At 49.5% G+C, this 19569-nt stretch carries 14 protein-coding genes and 2 CRISPR repeat arrays; of the genes, 12 read left to right on the forward strand and 2 right to left on the reverse strand.

Going from position 1 to position 19569, the window contains the following annotated elements; all coding sequences use genetic code 11:
- Window positions 1-188: 188 nt before the first annotated feature.
- Window positions 189-392, reverse strand: coding sequence for a hypothetical protein (locus ACE6ED_RS02280; RefSeq protein WP_410825328.1), 204 nt, complete (start codon window positions 390-392; stop codon window positions 189-191).
- Between the two features lie 489 nt (window positions 393-881).
- On the opposite strand from ACE6ED_RS02280, the gene ACE6ED_RS02285 reads away from it, so the two are divergent.
- Window positions 882-1190: a hypothetical protein gene (locus ACE6ED_RS02285; protein WP_410825329.1), complete on the forward strand. Its 309-nt coding sequence runs from the start codon at window positions 882-884 to the stop codon at window positions 1188-1190.
- Between the two features lie 113 nt (window positions 1191-1303).
- Here ACE6ED_RS02285 and ACE6ED_RS02290 read toward each other — a convergent pair whose 3' ends face one another.
- On the reverse strand, window positions 1304-2464 hold the full coding sequence (locus tag ACE6ED_RS02290) for an ROK family protein (protein WP_410825330.1): 1161 nt from the start codon (window positions 2462-2464) through the stop codon (window positions 1304-1306).
- Between the two features lie 192 nt (window positions 2465-2656).
- Between ACE6ED_RS02290 and xylA the strand changes: the two genes are divergently transcribed.
- The 11 genes from xylA (at window position 2657) to cas1c (ending at window position 19569) form a co-directional block, all read left to right on the forward strand.
- Entirely contained in the window at window positions 2657-3973 is a 1317-nt protein-coding gene (gene xylA / locus ACE6ED_RS02295) for a xylose isomerase (RefSeq protein ID WP_410825331.1), read from the forward strand.
- 183 nt (window positions 3974-4156) lie between these two features.
- Window positions 4157-5653, forward strand: coding sequence for a xylulokinase (gene xylB / locus ACE6ED_RS02300; protein WP_410825332.1), 1497 nt, complete (start codon window positions 4157-4159; stop codon window positions 5651-5653).
- A 453-nt stretch (window positions 5654-6106) separates the two neighbouring features.
- Window positions 6107-6948: a CRISPR direct-repeat array (repeat unit 33 nt; unit sequence GTCGCACTCCGTGTGGAGTGCGTGGATTGAAAT).
- Window positions 6949-7133: 185 nt separating this feature from the next.
- The gene (locus ACE6ED_RS02305) at window positions 7134-7940 is read left to right on the forward strand and encodes a HEAT repeat domain-containing protein (protein WP_410825333.1); all 807 of its coding nucleotides are present in this window, start codon (window positions 7134-7136) and stop codon (window positions 7938-7940) included.
- A gap of 347 nt (window positions 7941-8287) precedes the next feature.
- Window positions 8288-10267: a CRISPR direct-repeat array (repeat unit 33 nt; unit sequence GTCGCACTCCGCATGGAGTGCGTGGATTGAAAT).
- 349 nt (window positions 10268-10616) lie between these two features.
- Window positions 10617-10991: a Fic family protein gene (locus tag ACE6ED_RS02310; protein ID WP_410825334.1), complete on the forward strand. Its 375-nt coding sequence runs from the start codon at window positions 10617-10619 to the stop codon at window positions 10989-10991.
- A 70-nt stretch (window positions 10992-11061) separates the two neighbouring features.
- A complete protein-coding gene (locus ACE6ED_RS02315; protein WP_410825335.1) occupies window positions 11062-11400 on the forward strand; it encodes a hypothetical protein in 339 nt (112 codons plus the stop codon).
- Between the two features lie 318 nt (window positions 11401-11718).
- Window positions 11719-14154 carry a CRISPR-associated helicase Cas3' gene (gene cas3 / locus ACE6ED_RS02320; RefSeq protein WP_410825336.1) on the forward strand — a complete coding sequence of 812 codons (2436 nt, stop codon included), beginning with the start codon at window positions 11719-11721 and terminating at the stop codon, window positions 14152-14154.
- Between the two features lie 233 nt (window positions 14155-14387).
- A complete protein-coding gene (gene cas5c / locus ACE6ED_RS02325) occupies window positions 14388-15110 on the forward strand; it encodes a type I-C CRISPR-associated protein Cas5c (protein WP_410825337.1) in 723 nt (240 codons plus the stop codon).
- Window positions 15107-17032: a type I-C CRISPR-associated protein Cas8c/Csd1 gene (gene cas8c, locus ACE6ED_RS02330; RefSeq protein WP_410825338.1), complete on the forward strand. Its 1926-nt coding sequence runs from the start codon at window positions 15107-15109 to the stop codon at window positions 17030-17032. The genes cas5c and cas8c overlap by 4 nt, the downstream gene beginning before the upstream one ends.
- Window positions 17029-17895 carry a type I-C CRISPR-associated protein Cas7/Csd2 gene (cas7c, locus tag ACE6ED_RS02335; protein ID WP_410825339.1) on the forward strand — a complete coding sequence of 289 codons (867 nt, stop codon included), beginning with the start codon at window positions 17029-17031 and terminating at the stop codon, window positions 17893-17895. Before cas8c ends, cas7c begins: the two co-directional genes overlap by 4 nt.
- Window positions 17885-18541: a CRISPR-associated protein Cas4 gene (gene cas4, locus ACE6ED_RS02340; protein WP_410825340.1), complete on the forward strand. Its 657-nt coding sequence runs from the start codon at window positions 17885-17887 to the stop codon at window positions 18539-18541. The genes cas7c and cas4 overlap by 11 nt, the downstream gene beginning before the upstream one ends.
- Window positions 18538-19569: a type I-C CRISPR-associated endonuclease Cas1c gene (cas1c, locus tag ACE6ED_RS02345; protein ID WP_410825341.1), complete on the forward strand. Its 1032-nt coding sequence runs from the start codon at window positions 18538-18540 to the stop codon at window positions 19567-19569. The genes cas4 and cas1c overlap by 4 nt, the downstream gene beginning before the upstream one ends.

Below are 19569 nucleotides of genomic sequence, written 5' to 3' on the forward strand. Positions count from 1 at the left end.
CAGCAGTTGCTGTGCGGAATAAGCCTGTATCAAGGGTGCTGGGTGCTGTGCCAAAGCGCTGCAGCATAACGAAACGGCCATGCCGGGAATTTTCCCGGATGGCCGTTTTTTGCGTTGCTCTGTTTGCTTTTTTTGTGCGTGGTGCAGAAGCCATAAGGTTGATCGTGAAAAAAGCCGCGCCCAGGGCGCTACATAATGTTCGTAACGGACATAAACAGCTGGAACAGCCCATAGACGGCGGCGCCGCCGAGGATCAGCAGGAACCCCGACTTTTTCTTGGACTGGAACAGCCGCAGCACTCCCAGACTGATCAGCGGCGCGATCAGAACCAGAAACAAGAGAACGGTAATAAACAAGCGGGCCGAGACATCGGATGTATCCACATAAGTCATGGGCTTTCTCTCCAATCCGGAACCGAGTATCGGAGTGATATATATCACACCATGAAAGTATTATACCGGATGAAAAAGGCAATTTGTACAGGAAAAAGGAGCGGAAATGGGGCGATTTTGCGTCGGGTATATTTGTTAAATCTTGCTGGATGAAGAAAAAAACGTGCCGAAACGCGCAAAATGCGCGAAAACGCGCCGAAACCCGCCCGGACGAATCGCCCGAACCGGCGGCACGCTCCGTTGGGAAGGAGGGAAAGGGTCGCCAAAACGGCGCTCCCCCTATTCCACCCACAAAGCAATCCAGACAATGCCTGCATACATCAGGACGGTTACAACAAGGATGGTCAGGGGAATTGCCCAAGTTAAATGGGTTCTGAAGGGTTTGAGACAGTAGAGGACTTTTTGACCCGGAGACAACAACTTGAACTTGAGGTGTTCAATGATTTTTAGCGCTTTTTCTTCATCGGTTTCCAGGAGCCGATCCCAGCTATGGTTGTATTGGTTTCTTATGATTTCGAGATCCTCGCTGTCCTTCAAAACACCCATTTTCGTTACCCTCCCGAGCGTGAAATAAAGATCAGATACACCACCGCTTCTGAAAATAATTCTATCAAAATTTTGTTTGGATATAAATTACATAATAACTATTTTGAGAAAAAAATAGTCACCGTCCAGCAGCGTTCACCAGTGGGCCAAGGGAGGATTGGCAATCGGAAAAAACGCCGCGTACGTATCTATAACGCCGCCATTGCGCCACCGTTTGAGCAAACACAAAAACTGCTGCAGACGAACCTATAATGCCGCCGTATGACCAAACAAAAATTGCCACGTACGAAACCTATGACCCGCCGTATGACCAAACAAAAACCGCCGCAAAACCCTAAGGTTCTGCGGCGGTTCCGAGGTTCCGACTACAGCGTAACCCGCGTATGTCCCAAAAAATGCATCACGGCGGCAAAACCCGCCCCGATCATCGTTCCCCGGCCCCCGAGCCGGGAGAAGGTGATCTCCAGCCGCTGCTTATGATACGGCAGCGTCCGTTCGGCGACGACGGCCCGCATCGGCGGACCAAGCCAAGCTTCGGCTTCGGACAAGGCCCCGCCGATGACGATCAGCTCGGGGTTGAAGCCGTTGATCAGGTTCGTCACGCCGATGCCGAGGTAACGGCCCATAACGGCAAAATGCGCCAGCGCCTCCGGCTGGCCTTCCGCCGCGAGCCGCGCCAGCTCCGGCGTCGACCGTGCCGGCAGCTCGACCTCCGGCCAGTCGTAGGTGCGCTCGGAGGCGTACAGCTCCCAGCAGCCGCGGCTGCCGCAGCTGCAGGGGCGGCCGTCCGCCTCGATGCACATATGGCCGGTTTCGCCGGCGTAGCCGCGTGCGCCTTTATACAGCTCGCCGCCGATAATGATGCCCGAGCCGATCCCCGAGCCTGCGCTGACATATAGGAGATGGCGCACATTTTGTGCCGCTCCAAAGTTCAGTTCACCCTGCGCGCCGGCGTTTGCCTCGTTGTCGATCGTAACCGGCACACTAAAGGCGGTCTCCAGCATGCCGCGCAGGTCGGCCATCTCCCAGCCAAGGTTTGGCGCAAACAGCACAACGCCGTGTTCATCCACCATGCCGGGAACGCCGACGCCGATGCCGACAATGCCGTAAGGCGAAGGGGGCGCCTCCGCAATAAGGCGGGAGATCAGCTCTTTCATCCGTTCGAGCACATAAGGGAGATCATGCCGTTCCAGCGGCAGCGACGTCTCCTCCAGCACTGTGCCGCCAAGGTCGCACAAGACGGCAGTCAGCTGCTTCACCCGCAGCTCGACGCCAACGACAATGCCCGCCATGGCGTTAAAATGCAGCATCAGCGGCTTGCGTCCACCGCTGGACTGCCCGGGCCCAACCTCCAGCACCAGCTGTTCGGCGCACAGCTCGGCGACGAGGTTGGAAACGGTTGCTTTATTAAGTCCGGTCGTCTCGGACACCTTGGCCCGCGAGAGGGGGAAGTGCTTGCGGATGGTGTGGAGCACAAGCGACTTGTTGATTTTTTTGACCAGGGCCTGATCGCCGGTAACTTTCACGTTGCACACTTCCTTTTTTGAGTCTGACCGTTAGGTATACGAACCCTAGTCTAGTGCCACCCTACCTAAAAAGCAAGACAAAAAAGAGCAAATAAAAAACTTTGTTTAACCAATATACAAAGTCGAAAAGATGTGTTAATATGGTCCTGTAAACGCTTGCCGCAAGCATAAACCCAAGGAGGCATATGAATAATGGCTTATTTTGATAAAGTGTCGAAGATCGCCTATGAAGGCAGCAAGTCCACAAATCCGTTCGCATTCAAATTTTACAATCCGGAAGAAGTTGTTGCCGGCAAAACGATGGAAGAGCACATGCGTTTCTCCATGGCTTACTGGCACACCCTGACTGCTGGCGGTTCCGACCCGTTCGGCGCCGAGACGGCCAACCGTCCGTGGGATCACCTCAAAGGTTTGGATAAAGCAAAGGCACGGGCGGAAGCCGCTTTTGAATTCATGGAGAAGATGAACTTGCCGTTCTTTGCATTCCATGACGTGGACATCGCACCTGAAGGCGATTCGCTGAAAGAGTTCTACAACAACATCGACACCATCGTCGACATCCTGGAACAAGGCATGAAATCCTCCGGCAAAAAACTGCTGTGGAACACGGCCAACATGTTCACCAATCCGCGCTTCATGCACGGTGCGGGATCGACCTGCAACGCCGACGTCTATGCCTATGCCGCTGCGCAAGTGAAAAAAGGCCTGGAAGTGGGCAAACGCCTTGGCGCCGAAAACTATGTGTTCTGGGGCGGCCGCGAAGGCTACGAAACCCTGCTGAACACCGACATGAAGCTGGAGCAGGACAACATTGCAAGACTGTTCCAAATGGCGGTGGACTACGCGAAGGAAATCGGCTTCGACGCCCAGTTCCTGATCGAACCGAAACCGAAAGAGCCAACCAAACACCAATACGACTTCGACGCGGCGACTACCATCGCGTTCCTGCAAAAATACAACCTGGACAAACACTTCAAACTCAACCTGGAAGCCAACCATGCGACTTTGGCCGGCCACACGTTCGACCACGAGCTGCGCGTAGCCCGCATCAACGGCATGCTGGGATCGCTGGACGCGAACCAAGGCGACATGCTGCTGGGCTGGGATACCGACGAATTCCCGGTAGACGTATACGACGCTACGCTGACGCTGTATGAAGTGCTGAAGAACGAAGGCCTGGGCAAAGGCGGCATCAACTTCGACTCCAAAGTACGCCGTCCGTCCTTCGAGCCGGAAGACCTGTTCCTGGCGCACATCGCCGGCATGGACACTTACGCAAAAGGCCTGAAAGTCGCTGCCAAGCTGATCGAAGACCGCGTATTCGACGACTTCATCGAGAAACGTTACAGCAGCTTCAAAGAAGGCATCGGTGCTGATATCGTATCCGGCAAAGCCACTTTGGCTTCCCTGGCTGAATATGCGCTGAACAACGAGAACCCGCGCCGCAACGAATCCGGCCGTCAAGAGTACCTGAAAGGTCTCCTGAACCAATACATCTACGGACTGTAAGAAGCGAAGCGGTTTAATGGCAGAGTGCCCGTGCCCTGCGGGCGCTCTGTTTTCCGCTTTTGCCAACTTATGCGCTCTGTATAAGCCTGTACCCTGCAAACAAGGTTGCCTGAAGACGGTTTTCTTCGGCAGCCTTTTTGCGGATTGGGTGAAAACACATTTTAATTTTGTAGGAGGCCAATTATGAAATACGTTATTGGGATCGACCTTGGCACAAGCGCGGTTAAATCCGTACTGGTGACCCCGGACGGCACGGTGGCTTATGAGCATTCGGAAGCGTATCCGCTCAGCCATCCAGCATCGGGTTACAGCGAGCAAAACCCGGAGGACTGGACACGCCAGACGATCCTTAGTCTGAAGCGCGTTATGGAAAAAGCCGGCGCACGTCCGGAGGAAGTAGAAGGCATCAGCTTTTCCGGCCAGATGCATGGATTGGTGCTGGTGGACGAAAACGGCCAGGTGCTGCGTCCGGCCATCCTTTGGAACGACACCCGGACAACGGCGCAGTGCCGCCGGATCGAATCCGTATTGGGCGGCAAGCTAATCGATATCGCCCGCAACCGGGCGCTGGAAGGTTTTACCCTGCCTAAAATTTTGTGGGTGCAGGAGAACGAACCTGAAGTGCTGGCCAAAGCCAACTATGTGCTGCTGCCAAAAGACTATGTCCGCTTCCGCCTGACCGGCGACTACGCGATGGATTATTCCGACGCGGCGGGCACGCTGCTGCTGGACGTGGGCGGCAAACAGTGGAGCGAAGAAATCGCATCCGCGTTCGATCTGCCGATGTCGCTGCTGCCGAAACTGGTGGAATCGTTCGATATGACAGGCACGCTGCTGCCTGAAATTGCGGCTGAAGCGGGTCTCAGCCCGGACACGAAGGTGTTTGCGGGCGGCGCGGACAATGCCTGCGGCGCACTTGGCGCGGGCATCCTGGGTGAAGGACGGACGATGTGCAGCATCGGGACGTCCGGCGTGGTGCTTTCTTACGAGAGCCGGAAGGATTTGAACCTGGAAGGCAAAGTGCACTTTTTTAACCATGGCGAAAAAGATGCCTTCTATATTATGGGCGTTACGCTGGCGGCCGGCCACAGTTTGACCTGGTTCAAAGAAACCTTCGCCAAAGAGCTGAGCTTTGACCAACTGCTGGAAGGCATCTCGTCGATCCCGGCGGGCAGCCGCGGGCTGCTGTATACGCCGTACATTTCCGGCGAGCGGACGCCGCATCCGGATGCGGATATTCGCGGCAGCTTTATCGGTATGGACGCAAGCCATACGCTTCAGCATTTTGCGCGTGCGGTGCTGGAAGGCATCACGTTTTCGCTGCGTGAGTCGATTGAGATCATCCGCGACTCCGGCAAGGAGATCAACGAAGTCATCGCCATCGGCGGCGGCGCCAAAAACGAGACCTGGCTGCAGATGCAGGCGGATATTTTTAACGCATCCGTTGTGAAGCTGAAGAGCGAGCAGGGCCCGGCTATGGGCGCGGCTATGCTGGCGGCCTATGGCAGCGGCTGGTTCAGCTCCTTGTCCGAATGTGCGGACAAATTCCTGGCCCCGGCCCAGGTCTACAAACCGAATCCGGAGCAGGCGGAGCGGTATAACGGTATTTTTGCCCTGTACCAGGAAGTATACGGCGCAACGAAGGAACTGAACCGGAAGCTGGCGGCTTATCGGGGATAGTTAGTGGGTGTAGGGCATCTAGAAGCTAAAGGCAATTGCGGTTAGCGTAACAGAGGTATTGGGTGAAAGGACATTAGGAATTAAAAAGTAGCATAGGCAGAAGAAACACTATAGGCTATAAAGGCACGCACTTTTTCTGCAAAGAAAATTGGTATTTGGGCAAAAGAGTGAAAGCGGCTGGGCGGGGAGACTCGCCCGGCTGTTTGTGTTTCTTGACAGGAGACAGCGGATACGAGTCAAGCACTCCCTTGTATGTGTTGAGCTTTTTTTGATGGCCTGCTGGGGTGTGAACCTATAGTGCACATGGAATCCCCGGATCATTCGCACCTCGAAAAGTGTCGAAAATGAGAGTGTGATGTTGGAAAAGAAATGAATAGTTAGCGTCTTGTTACTCTCTGCATTGAAATAACTTTCTTGGGTCCCTATAATGGAAAAATAATGTAGAGAATCGCTGTCGCACTCCGTGTGGAGTGCGTGGATTGAAATACGATCTTGGCCGCCTGCGCCTTTACTGGCGGCGGGTCGCACTCCGTGTGGAGTGCGTGGATTGAAATGAGGGGTGGAGGAGGTAATGATGATGGAATTATTGGTCGCACTCCGTGTGGAGTGCGTGGATTGAAATGATGGATAAATACACGATGGAGGGTTCAGTCCCTTGTCGCACTCCGTGTGGAGTGCGTGGATTGAAATCCCACAACCCGACCCCAATCGTGTTTCTTTCAACGGGTCGCACTCCGTGTGGAGTGCGTGGATTGAAATAACTACGGTCAAGCCATCGGGCAGTTTGGAAACGTCGCACTCCGTATGGAGTGCGTGGATTGAAATGAGTGGAACAATGCCGAGCTGTTGAAAGCCTATAGTCGCACTCTGTATGGAGTGCGTGGATTGAAATATCGCCAAGGCGGACGAAGATGCGGTAACCGGCGAGTCGCACTCCGTATGGAGTGCGTGGATTGAAATAGCCGTGACGCTCAGGAGATCACCGACCGGACAAGTCGCACTCCGTATGGAGTGCGTGGATTGAAATAGCCGTGACGCTCAGGAGATCACCGACCGGACAAGTCGCACTCCGTATGGAGTGCGTGGATTGAAATTGCCACCGGTGCAGGACGTTGCATGTTGACCGGTGTCGCACTCCGTGAGGAGTGCGTGGATTGAAATACGTATGCGTCTACATTTTCGATGATGGATTCAAGTCGCACTCTGTATGGAGTGCGTGGATTGAAGTAAAATGTAGTCGATGAACGGCTTGATCGTCCCATATCGCACTCCGTATGGAGTGCGTGGATAGAAAACTGGCGAAAGTAGAGCGAGAGTTCCCGGAGATTAAGGTCGCACTCCGTAGGCTGGGTTGGTGTAAACCCGCGAGGACACCACTGCATTGACTCGTTTTGAAGGGTTGTTCTGGGGCAACAATGTATGCAAGGAGTTCTGCAAGGAACATATCAAAGTGGCTTTTCCAAAATGATGGAGGGGTACTATGAACAGCAACGTGACAAAGAACGACTTCTACGGGGATCTTCAGGAGGCCAGGAAGTTCAGGCAGCTTGAGCAGCGATTGCTCGGGGATTCGAATCTGCCGGGTCCACGAGCGAATCTGGGGGCGGCTTCCGCCTTCGCGGATGCCTTCGGCTCGGATTGGGTGACCGGTGAAGCCTGGGAGCTGCTTGTGAAATGGAGTGGCAAGACGGAGTCAGATGCACCTACGGATGATCCCCGTGAGTTCTTGCCTTTCTGCGCGTTACAGGCAATGGGAACCTATTACTGCTATGCGGAGCCTTCCCGACAGCAGCTCATTTTGGAGCGTTGCCAGGCGGCCATGAATGATTCCAGATGGCGGATGCGGGAAGCGGCAGCAATGGCACTGCAGCGAATCGGGGAACAGGACTTCGGGGCGCTTCGGAGCTTGATCGATGCGATGAAAGGCACGGCAAATGCGCTAGAGAAGCGGGCCTTCGTCGCGGCGCTGGCCCACCCGTCCATGCTGAAGGATTCTACCCATGTTTTGTATGCGCTGGAGCTGTCGGAGGAGATTCTGGATGAGATTGCTGCCGGGCAGACCCACTATGGCGCCGAAGATTTCCGTGTCCTCTCCAAAGGACTGGAATATGCACTCAGCGTATTCGTGGAACGCGCTCCCGAGGTTGGCTTTCGGCTGCTGGCCAAATTCGCTGTGACCGATGATAAGCGGATGCAGAAGATCGTTAAGACCAATCTCGGCAAAGCCCGGCTGGCCAAAAAATTCAGCCAGGATGTGGAGCGCATCCAGTTGATGATGAATGCTTGAGGAGTATACTCCTCCCAATAACCGCGACAAAGAAAGCTAAGCCTTAGCACCACAAACAGCCGAACTTACGCTTGCGTATAGGCTCGGCTGTTTGTGCTTTTAAATAGAAGAAGTAGTGGATAACGAAGTTAACTACTCCCTTGTATATGTTGAGCGTTTTGTTGATTGGCTTGCTGTGGTGCGAACCTATAGTGCACATGGAATCCCTGGATCATTCGCACCTCAAAAAGTGTCGAAAAGAAGAGAGGGATGTCGGAATACGAATGAATAGTTAACGTATTGTTAATCTCAGCATTGAAATCACCTCCTTTGGTCCCTATAATGGAAAAATAATGTAGAGAATCGCTGTCGCACTCCGTATGGAGTGCGTGGATTGAAATACGTCCCCAAGCCTGCAGCCGAGAAAATCAATACGGTCGCACTCCGTATGGAGTGCGTGGATTGAAATAAATGAAGCTCCTATACTACGGAGACCCCCACAGTCGCACTCCGTATGGAGTGCGTGGATTGAAATAAATGAAGCTCCTGTACTACGGAGACCCCCACAGTCGCACTCCGTATGGAGTGCGTGGATTGAAATAGCTTTGCATCTCAGGTGTACACGCTTAATCATGGTCGCACTCCGTATGGAGTGCGTGGATTGAAATATTATCGGATTCCTCGTATGGGAAGACGCCGAAGTCGCACTCCGTATGGAGTGCGTGGATTGAAATCGGGCTGCCGATCAGGCCAGTGTCCGGCGAAAGATCAAGTCGCACTCCGTATGGAGTGCGTGGATTGAAATAAATCCTGACTTTTGGTTATGCAAGAATTCGTGCGTCGCACTCCGTATGGAGTGCGTGGATTGAAATGTAACAATCACGCGCTCGCCCACCGCAGCTTTGGTCGCACTCCGTATGGAGTGCGTGGATTGAAATACCCGTCTCCCAACTCGTTACAGGCTCAGGCGCGTCGCACTCCGCATGGAGTGCGTGGATTGAAATTTTACTCGCAATCTGCTTGACCGGCAGTATGACCGTCGCACTCCGCATGGAGTGAGTGGATTGAAATATTGAGCTCGCGATTAAAGCGGCCAAGCCTGGCGTCGCACTCCGCATGGAGTGCGTGGATTGAAATTGATTATCCGGCACCATATCGCGCAGCACGCCGTACGTCGCACTCCGCATGGAGTGCGTGGATTGAAATCGAAATGATATGGATGCTTTCCGGGTCCTTCGAGTCGCACTCCGCATGGAGTGCGTGGATTGAAATCCAGCCGTTGACGTCTTCCCCAACGTTCAGGTCGGCGTCGCACTCCGCATGGAGTGCGTGGATTGAAATACCAGGCTGTCTATAATGACCTTGTCGCCTTCGGCGTCGCACTCCGCATGGAGTGCGTGGATTGAAATACACCGCGCCCGTTGCGGCCCCGTGGCTGGACAGTCGCACTCCGCATGGAGTGCGTGGATTGAAATACTATTTGGTATGACCAAAACGGAGGAGCTAACTCGTCGCACTCCGCATGGAGTGCGTGGATTGAAATTTTCATCAGTTTGACCTGGACCGGTTTTGTGTTGGTCGCACTCCGCATGGAGTGCGTGGATTGAAATCATCATGCCGTTTTCTGGCAGGCGGCGGTTAAACCGTCGCACTCCGCATGGAGTGCGTGGATTGAAATCGGAATTGGCCGGTGCCAGTGATGAGCAGCTGCTGTCGCACTCCGCATGGAGTGCGTGGATTGAAATGGCAATCTCACGCATAACTGGTTGACAATTGGCCCGTCGCACTCCGCATGGAGTGCGTGGATTGAAATAAGGCGTAGCGGATATGCAGCTGATGAAAGTAGCATCGCACTCCGCATGGAGTGCGTGGATTGAAATACCTGGGATGAAGAAGCTGGGGCTTACCTGTCTGGTCGCACTCCGTATGGGGTGCGTGGATTGAAATCTTCCGGATACAGTGGAGAATGCGGTTTGGGCCGTCGCACTCCGTATGGAGTGCGTGAATTGAAATATCCAAAATCGGCGAGTCTATCCGGAATTTTTTGTCGCACTCCGTATGGAGTGCGTGGATTGAAATCAGCTCCGCTGCCGGATCATCCACGAAGGAAAGCTGTCGCACTCCGTATGGAGTGCGTGGATTAAAATGACGACCAAGACTGGAAAGAGTACAACCAGCGCGTCGCACTCCGTATGGAGTGCGTGGATTGAAATCAGGAGCTCATCCATCTCCACGACACCCCGGTAGTGTCGCACTCCATATGGAGTGCGTGGATTGAAATACTACAGCCGCGGTTGCTGTTTGGACTTTTGCTGGTCGTACTCCACATAGAGTGCATAAATTGAAATCCAATTGATATCGTTAAAGGGTCTGTCTATCTGTCGTTTTTGATACGACTTTGCGGCAAAATAGCGGCAATGTTATAAGGTTATTAAGGAAGGTGAGCTATATGTTTACACCAAAATATTCAATAACCGATAACATGGCCCGAAAACTGATGGATATACAGCGTGGCAGTGCAGTGGTGGATCTGCTTCCACTGCCCGCATTTATTCTTGATCTTTTGAAAAAGGAATCGATGGAAAGTCGGTCATTCTTTCAACAAGAATTGAGGGGAATACGCTCGATGAGGTAACAAAAAGAAAAGTTCTGTACCACACTAGCACTGACAATGAAGATCAAGAAGTTTTTAACTTGATGAAAGCTCTCGAATATTTAGATGAGGCCGAGAGAAGACAACTCCCGGTAACGGAAGAGTTTATAAAAAAGATTCATGCGATTGTTAAAATACCCCATAGCCGAAGGCCTCGCGTTAGCGAATATCGTGAGGAACAAAATCAAGTAGGCAGTCGAAATGCCCCTAGATTCTACTTGCTGTCAGAATGGAAAAATGTTCCTGTTTTGATGGAAGACTTAGTTGCCTGGATCAATTCCCCTGAGACTTATTCAATCCCAACTCCTATCAAGGCGGGAATCTTTATGTGGCAGTTTTTAAATATCCATCCCTATATGAACGGGAACGGTCGGACTGGCCGAATATTACCATCGACTCCAGTTAGGCCTGCACCATAATTATTATTTTGGTCGAAATGAGGCAGAGCTGACGCCATGGCTAGAATTTTTTATCGAGGGGCTAGCCGAGGTGTTCCAGGAAGCAGCAGCCATTGTGACTGAAAAGTCAGCCCAAATGACAAAAATCGAACCGGATTTGATCCGGAAATTGGATCCGCAGCAAAGGATGGTTTTTGCCCAATTAACGTTTAAACAAGATACACTGACGACAAGTGAATTGGGAGATTTACTTCGTTTGTCGGACCGTTCCATTAGGGGAAAAGTAAGTCATTGGAGAGAAGAGGGCCTAATTGAGCCGCGTGACCAAGATGCAAAACGGGTTCGTTCTATAAAACTAACAGCCGAGTATGAGAATCTGGCGCAAGAAATCCGTAAAACACCGGATAAATTTGCTTATTTTCTTCAATAAAAAATAAACTCTCTTCTGACTGCGATCTCATTGAGATACGCAGTATTTTTTTGTATTTGAACATATTTAAACAGGTAGTGTATATGGTTCTCCTCAAGTGAACTTAGTTTTATTTCGTCTGGGATTACTAAAAGAAACATTATCTCTTGATATGAAAAGAATTGTGTTAGTTTCTAGTTCTTAGGAAGGAATAACCAGACAAAATGTCGAATTCCAGTTATGAGAAAGTTTTACTTTATACCATTGGACCTACTTAATAGTACTAGTTTTGTTTTTCGATGCAGGAAACACATTTATTTCTACAAAAGGAGCATGGTTATGTCTTACATCGCTCATATCCGGCAGAAAGATAACAAAATTCAGACGGTCGAGGAACATCTTCTTGAAGTGCAGAGAGGCTGCGAGCAAATAGGAAGTAAGATTGGCGTTTCGCATTTGGCGGGACTTGCAGGCCTACTGCATGACATGGGCAAATGTACGGACCAATTTAAAAATTATATACAAACAGCAGTTGCTAACCCGGATGCACCACCACGAAGAGGTTCCGTAGACCATTCAACAGCAGGAGGACGTTGGATCTATAAACGCTATCACCAACCCGACACTCCTGCAGTTGAAAAATTCACTGTGGAATGGATCGCAAACTGTATCATCTCGCATCATCAAGGACTGCGGGATTTCATTGCTCCTGATCAGAGCTCTCCTTTTCTTGAACGTGTCGTAATTAAAAATTTGGATGGATACGAACAGGCAGAGCGGCAGATATCAGAGCTCTATACATCCGAGCAGTTTGACAACTATTTTAAACAAGCTGCCATCGAATTGGCGTATTACTTGGATGTAGTGAAAAAACACAAACTCCCTCCCATCGCAACCTCACTACTCTTAAAATACCTATTTAGCGCTGTGATTGATTCAGATCGAACCAATACGAGTCAGTTCGAGGAGGGAGAAACCTCACAAATTTTACCTGATAATAATAAGGAGTTTTTTGTGAAATGCCACCAGACATTGATGGAGTATCTAACTAGACTTGAAAAAGGTGCGGGCGCCGCGTCCCCCATCAATCAACTGCGGCGTGAAATGTCGAATCAGTGTGAGCAATTTGCTTCGCGTCCTTCAGGAATCTATACACTCTCTATTCCTACAGGCGGAGGGAAAACGCTTGCCAGTATGCGTTATGCATTATCCCATGCGATCCAACATAACAAACAAAGAATTATCTATGTTGTCCCCTACACCACAATTATTGAGCAAAACGCAGCGGAGATTCGAAGAATATTGCAAGTAGACGACCAAGTCCTTGAACATCACTCTAATGTGGTGGATGACCTTGAGGAAGAGCAAAGCAATAACCAAGGGGAGAGTTATGACGTACGAAAGAAAAATCTCCGTCTTGCCAGAGATCACTGGGATCGGCCGATTATTTTTACAACCATGGTGCAGTTTCTGAATACGTTTTATGCCAAAGGAACCCGAAATGTAAGACGGCTGCATCAGTTATCCAACGCTGTAATCGTATTTGATGAAGTCCAGTCAGTACCTGTTCATTGCATCTCATTGTTTAATGCGGCATTAAACTTTCTTAGCAGGATTGGCCGGTCCAGCCTAGTGTTATGTACGGCTACCCAACCTGCATTGGATTATGTGAAGCATAAGCTGCATGTGTCCGAGGATGCGGAAATGATCAGAGACTTGGATATAGTCGGGACTCAATTTAAACGGGTTGAAGTTGTGGATCAAACAACTCCATTAGGCTGGGATGCTCAAGCGTTGGCAGCTTTTGTAGCGGATAAAATAACCGAGCTCACCAGCATACTCGTCATTTTAAATACCAAGACAGCCGTCCGTAAATTGTTTGATGAACTGGATGCAGGTGTGCGAGCGTCAGGGGAAGAGGTTTTACTCGTCCATCTAAGTACCAGTATGTGCGCAGCACATCGAAAGGATAAACTTACGCAACTTATTGCGGCCCTGGAGAAAGGACAACGGGTTATATGTGTAAGTACGCAGCTGATCGAGGCGGGAGTGGATATCAGTTTTGAATGTGTTATACGGTCTCTCGCCGGGCTGGATTCAATTGCTCAAGCGGCGGGGCGCTGCAATCGGCACGGCAAAGATCCGACTCGGCAAGTGTACATTATCAAGTCTAAAGACGAACATTTAACACGATTGCCCGAGATTCGAATTGGCGGAGAAAAGACCGAACGGGTGCTGCGTGAATTTAAACAAAATCCTGAAGCTTTAGGCGGCGACTTATTATCTGCCCAATCCATCGCTTGTTACTTCCGCTACTATTACTCTGAGATTGGGAATGAAATGCATTACCCGATTCGTGAACTGGAATGTAATCTGTTTGACTTGCTGGATAAGAACCAGCATTACTATGGAGCATATACGAGAAAAAGAGGAGCAAGGCCTGAAATTCTCAATCAATCGGCTATCTCCTCAGCGGAAAAATACTTCGAAGCGATCGCTACCCAAGCGACTTCAGTGCTGGTTCCATACCGGCAGGAAGGCAAAGAATTAATTGCTGAGCTAAACGGAAGTCTTTCGCCAGATGAATTAGGTAACCATTTGCGAAGGGCGCAGCAATATACGGTCAATCTCTTTAAACACGAATTAGATGAACTCGTCAAGAATGGAGAGATTTATCCGTTACTTCATGGACATGTTTTTGCCTTAAGGGAAACCGCTTATTCAGATTATTTCGGTGTTGGCGGAGACCAAGAAATGGAAAATTTAGTTTTTTGATGATTCCATAGTTACTATGAAAAGAGCTCTTAAACTGAAAATCCCGCCGAAGGCGGGTTTCCAGATAATTCTGTATAATTTTCAATCCACGCATAAAAGCGACGGATAAAGTGTAGCACAGCAAACTTCGCAAATCAATTTAGAATTATTTGGTTGTTCTTCCTTGTATTTTTTTGGAATCTAGTATACTATTTCATTATAGATAATTCTTTATAAGAAGTTGAGGTGAGAATATGCGGAATCAAATCGAATACGTAGTGCATGGTAAATACGCGTTATTCACCGATCCACTTACGAAATTAGGAGGGGAGAAGTTTTCGTACCAAGTGCCGACCTACCAGGCTTTGAAAGGAATAACGGAGTCAATCTACTGGAAACCGACATTATCATGGTACATAGACGAAGTGCGAATTATGAACCCAATTCAGACCGAGTCAAAAGGAATGCGCCCGATAGAATATGGGGGCGGTAACACTCTTGCTTATTATACCTACCTTAAGGATGTGTCCTACAAGGTACGCGCTCATTTTGAATTCAATCCTTACAGGCCTGAATTGGAACATGACCGTAACGAACACAAGCACCATAATATTGCGCGTCGAGCTGTTAAGGCCGGGGGACGAAGAGATATTTTTCTGGGAACTCGTGAATGCCAGGGTTACGTGGAGGCATGTGATTTTAATGAAGGTAAAGGAGCATACGACGATGTCCCGGAACTGGATTTCGGAACTATGGTGCACGGCATCAGTTACCCGGATGAAACTGGACGGCCAGAACGCGAAATCCGCCTGTGGCGTGCCAAGATGGAGAACGGCATCATACGTTTTACACGTCCCGAAGAATGCACGCTTGTTCGCACTGTGGGTGAGGGCAAGATTAAATCTTTTAACACCGATAATGTGCAATCTATAGACATTTTACACGATGAATGGTTTGGAAGCGAGGGGGAAATATGACTTGGCTAGCGAACTTGAGTCGTACCTATGACGAACATGCCAGTTATGTTGGACAATTTGAGAAGAAGCGTAACGGGAAGGAATATGCGTTAATTCCCATCTCTCATACTACGCAATCTGCTCATATTGAACTTCTTCTGGATGATAAGGGGAATTACCTGTCAGCCAAGGTTGTCAAAAAGGACGACAGCAGTACGATTATTCCCTGCACAGAAGCGGCCGCTAGCCGTACAAGTGCTCCTGTGCCGTATCCTCTATTCGATAAGCTGGTCTATATAGCAGGTGACTATGAGAAGTATATGGGTGCTGTTAAAGGAACCCCATACAACGATTATCTCGAACAGCTAAAGCGATGGTGTGAATCGGAATACAGCCATCCGAAGGTCAGAAGTGTTTACGAATATGTGAGAAAAGGTTCCCTAATGACCGATCTGATACAGAACGGCATTTTGTATACTGACCAGGAGGGGAGATTGCTCGATAAATCCACACCCGAACTGGAAGAGCGCCTGGGGCATAAACCTGAGATTTTTGAAGTTCTGGTTGGGGAGCAGAGCGGGGCGTTCGTCCGGTTTGCTGTGGAGACGGCAGGGGAGCCTGAATCGAGATTATGGCGAGATGCTTCAGTACAGCAATCTTTTATTCGTTACTATGACGAGAGTCTAAAAAGTGCAGACCTATGTTATGTTTCGGGCGAATGGCTTCCTGCAGCGGACAAACATGCCTCCCGAATTCGGCACTCGGGTGATAAGTCGAAGTTAATATCAGCCAACGATTCCAGCGGTTTTACCTATCGTGGACGTTTTCGCAATAGCCGGGAAGCGGCGTCGGTCAGCTATGCAGTGTCACAAAAGGGACATAATGCGCTGAAATGGCTGATTGAGCGGCAGGGGATCACCATCGATGGAAAGGTATTTTTGGTATGGGGAAGCAGCCAATTAGATATTCCCGTACCTTATGAAGATACTTTCAGTTTATATGATGAGACAGAGTCTGACATAGCTGCTATGAGTGACAGCACACATAAACAATTTGCACTTCAGATAAGACGGGCTCTTGGTGGATACCGATATGACGGAGATTATCAATCCAAGGTTACCATTATGAGTTTGGATGCGGCGACGCCTGGGCGCATGTCGATTGTGTATTATCGTGACTTGGATCAAAAGGTATATTTGGACCGTTTGGAAACATGGCATAACACGTGCTGCTGGCTTCACCGGTACCGTAAAAAGGATAACCAGTTTGTCGCTTTCATAGGAGCGCCAGCTACACGTGATATTGCCTTTGCTGCGTATGGAGAAGGCGCAAATGAAAAAATTGTAAAAGGGCTAATGGAACGGATGCTGCCCTGCATTGTCGATGGAAAGGATATCCCACTGGACATTGTACGAAGCGCCATCCATCGGGCGTCCAATCCGGTTGCTCTGGAACCGTGGGAGTGGGAAAAAACGCTCAGTATAACCTGTGCGCTGGTAAATAAAACATTCCATAAGGAGGGCTATGAAGTGGGCTTAAACACAGAATCAAATAATCGCAGCTATTTGTTTGGACGTATGCTTGCGATTGCGGATGTAATTGAAAGACGTGCGCTTGGACGGGATGAAAAACGTGCTACCAATGCAATTCGATATATGAATGCTTTTGCACAGCGGCCTGGACGTACTTGGACGATCATTCAATCTAATTTGCAGCCGTATCAGGAAAAACTTGGAGCCGAGGCGGGATACTATAATCGTTTGCTTGATGGAGTAGGGGCCGCATTAAGAATTGAAGACTTTACGGACAAGCCCCTGTCCGGGCTATATTTGCTGGGCTTTTACAGTCAGAGAAATGATTTGTACACGAGCAAGAAAGATAGAGGAAGTGAGTTATCCCTGGATTCTGAAAGTGAAGATGTAGAAGGAGGAGAAAGCGAATGAGTATTCTTGACCATAAAATTGATTTTGCCGTCGTGTTGTCTGTCCGTAACGCCAATCCCAACGGAGATCCGCTTAATGGAAATCGTCCCCGCCAGAACTATGATGGCTATGGAGAGATTTCGGATGTCTGCATCAAACGGAAAATCCGAAACCGGCTGCAGGACATGGGAGAGACGATTCTGGTGCAATCCGATGATCGCCGAAACGATTCCTTCCGCAGTATCAAAGAGCGGGTAGACGCGAATCTGGAAGTTCAGGAGTTCGCCAAAGGGAAGAAGCAAAATAACGAGCTATATGCACAAGCGGCTTGCCAGGCTTGGATGGACGTTCGCAGTTTTGGGCAGGTGTTTGCTTTTAGCGGAACTGACGTATCGGTAGGGATCCGTGGCCCGGTTTCAGTACATACGGCTGTCAGCGTCAATCCCGTTTATATATCCAGTATGCAGATAACCAAAAGCGTAAATGCAGTAACTCCAAAAGATCCGAATAAAAAAAGCTCCGATACCATGGGAATGAAGCATCGTGTTGATTTCGGGCTTTATGTCGTATATGGAAGCATCAATACGCAGCTGGCTGAAAAAACCGGATTTACTCGGGAAGATGCAGATAAAATTCGTGAGGCATTAAGAACTTTGTTTGAAAATGATACCTCGTCCGCACGCCCGGATGGCAGTATGGAAGTGCATCGTGTGTATTGGTGGGAACATAACACCAAACTGGGTCAGTATTCCTCAGCTAAGGTACACCGATCCCTAGAAATTACATTAAAAGATAATGTTGAAGAACCACGATCATACCTCGATTACAATTTTGTAGTTCACGCACTGGACGGGCTGCCGGTGCAGGAATACGATGGACTTTAACGAAGACGACTACCTGCTGCTGTCCGGTCTCCAGCATTTTAATTTCTGTAGACGGCAATGGGCACTCATCCATATCGAGCAGCAGTGGGTGGATAATGTTCTAACTGTTGAAGGGGACCATCTGCATCGGAAAGCGGATCAGCCGGAACTTCGGGAACGCCGTGGAGACAAGCTGATTGTCCGGGCTATGCCGGTACATTCCAGAACTCTCGGAATTACAGGGATATGCGACGTAGTAGAGTTTGTCCAAGATCCAGCCGGAATAGCTATAGCAGGGGAGGAAGGGTTATACCTTCCTTTTCCTGTTGAATACAAACGCGGGAAACCGAAGAAGGACGATTCAGACATCTCTCAACTGGTGGCACAGGTGATGTGTTTGGAGGAAATGCTGGTGTGTAGCATAAACGAAGCCTGTTTTTATTATCATGAGATCAGGCATCGGGTAGAGATTACGATCAGCCAAGACGACCGGGAACGAGTTCGTAAGAGTCTTGCGGAGATGAGACGATATTATGATCGAAATCACACACCTAAGGCAAAAGCCGGTCCTCACTGCAAAAGCTGCTCTCTGTACGCCATCTGTATTCCCGAATTGTTCTCCAAACGGTCTGTGTCCAGCTATATTGAAAGCAGGTTAGCCGAATGAAAAAGCTGCTCAATACGCTATTCGTTACTTTACCGGATACTTACCTGTCGCTTGATGGAGAAAACATTGTGATCAGGCAGGAGGAACAAACGCTGGGAAGATATCCGCTGCATAATCTGGAGTCGGTATGTTCTTTTGGATATGCGGGTGTAAGTCCTGCATTAATGGGAGTATGCGCGTCGCGTAACATCGGATTAACGTTTATGACAAAAAACGGGCGGTTTTTAGCCCGGGTGATCGGAGAAGATCGCGGAAACGTGATCCTTCGCAGGCAGCAATATAGAATTGCTGATAATGAGACGTTGAGTGCGGAGCTTGCAAGAAACATGATTTTTGGCAAGGTATATAATCAGAAATGGATCGTGGAGCGGGTCACAAGGGATCATCCGCTGCGAGTGGACGTGGAACGCTTAAAGAAGGTGAGTACTTCATTAAGTGAAGTCCTTAAGCTGATACGTATGGTTGATAATCTGGATACCTTGCGCGGGCTTGAGGGGACGGCAGCCGTTCAATATTATTCCGTATTTAACGATTTGATTCTTCAGCAAAAGGAGTCTTTTTACTTTGGTGGTCGTTCCAGGCGTCCTCCACTTGATAGAGTAAATGCGCTTTTATCTTTTGCCTATACTTTGTTATCGAATGATATGAAATCTGCTCTGGAGTCTGTTGGGTTAGATGCTTATGTCGGTTTTTTGCACAGAGACCGGCCAGGCCGGGCTTCACTTGCATTGGATATGATGGAGGAATTGCGGGGAGTATATGCCGACCGGTTTGTGCTGTCGCTTATCAACAAACGGGTGGTTAATGATAAGAGCTTTTATACAAAAGAAAACAGTGCTGTCATTATGGATGATGATTCTCGCAAAAAAGTGTTAAAAGCATGGCAAGAGCGGAAGCAGGAAAAAATCAGTCATCCCTATTTGGCCGAAAATATTTCCTGGGGTCTTGTTCCTTATGCCCAAGCTCTTTTGTTAGCTCGATTTATTCGAGGCGATCTGGACGAATACCCACCTTTTTTGTGGAAGTAG

It is taken from the genome of Paenibacillus nanchangensis (assembly GCF_046543445.1).
Classification (GTDB): domain Bacteria; phylum Bacillota; class Bacilli; order Paenibacillales; family Paenibacillaceae; genus Paenibacillus_AQ; species Paenibacillus_AQ nanchangensis.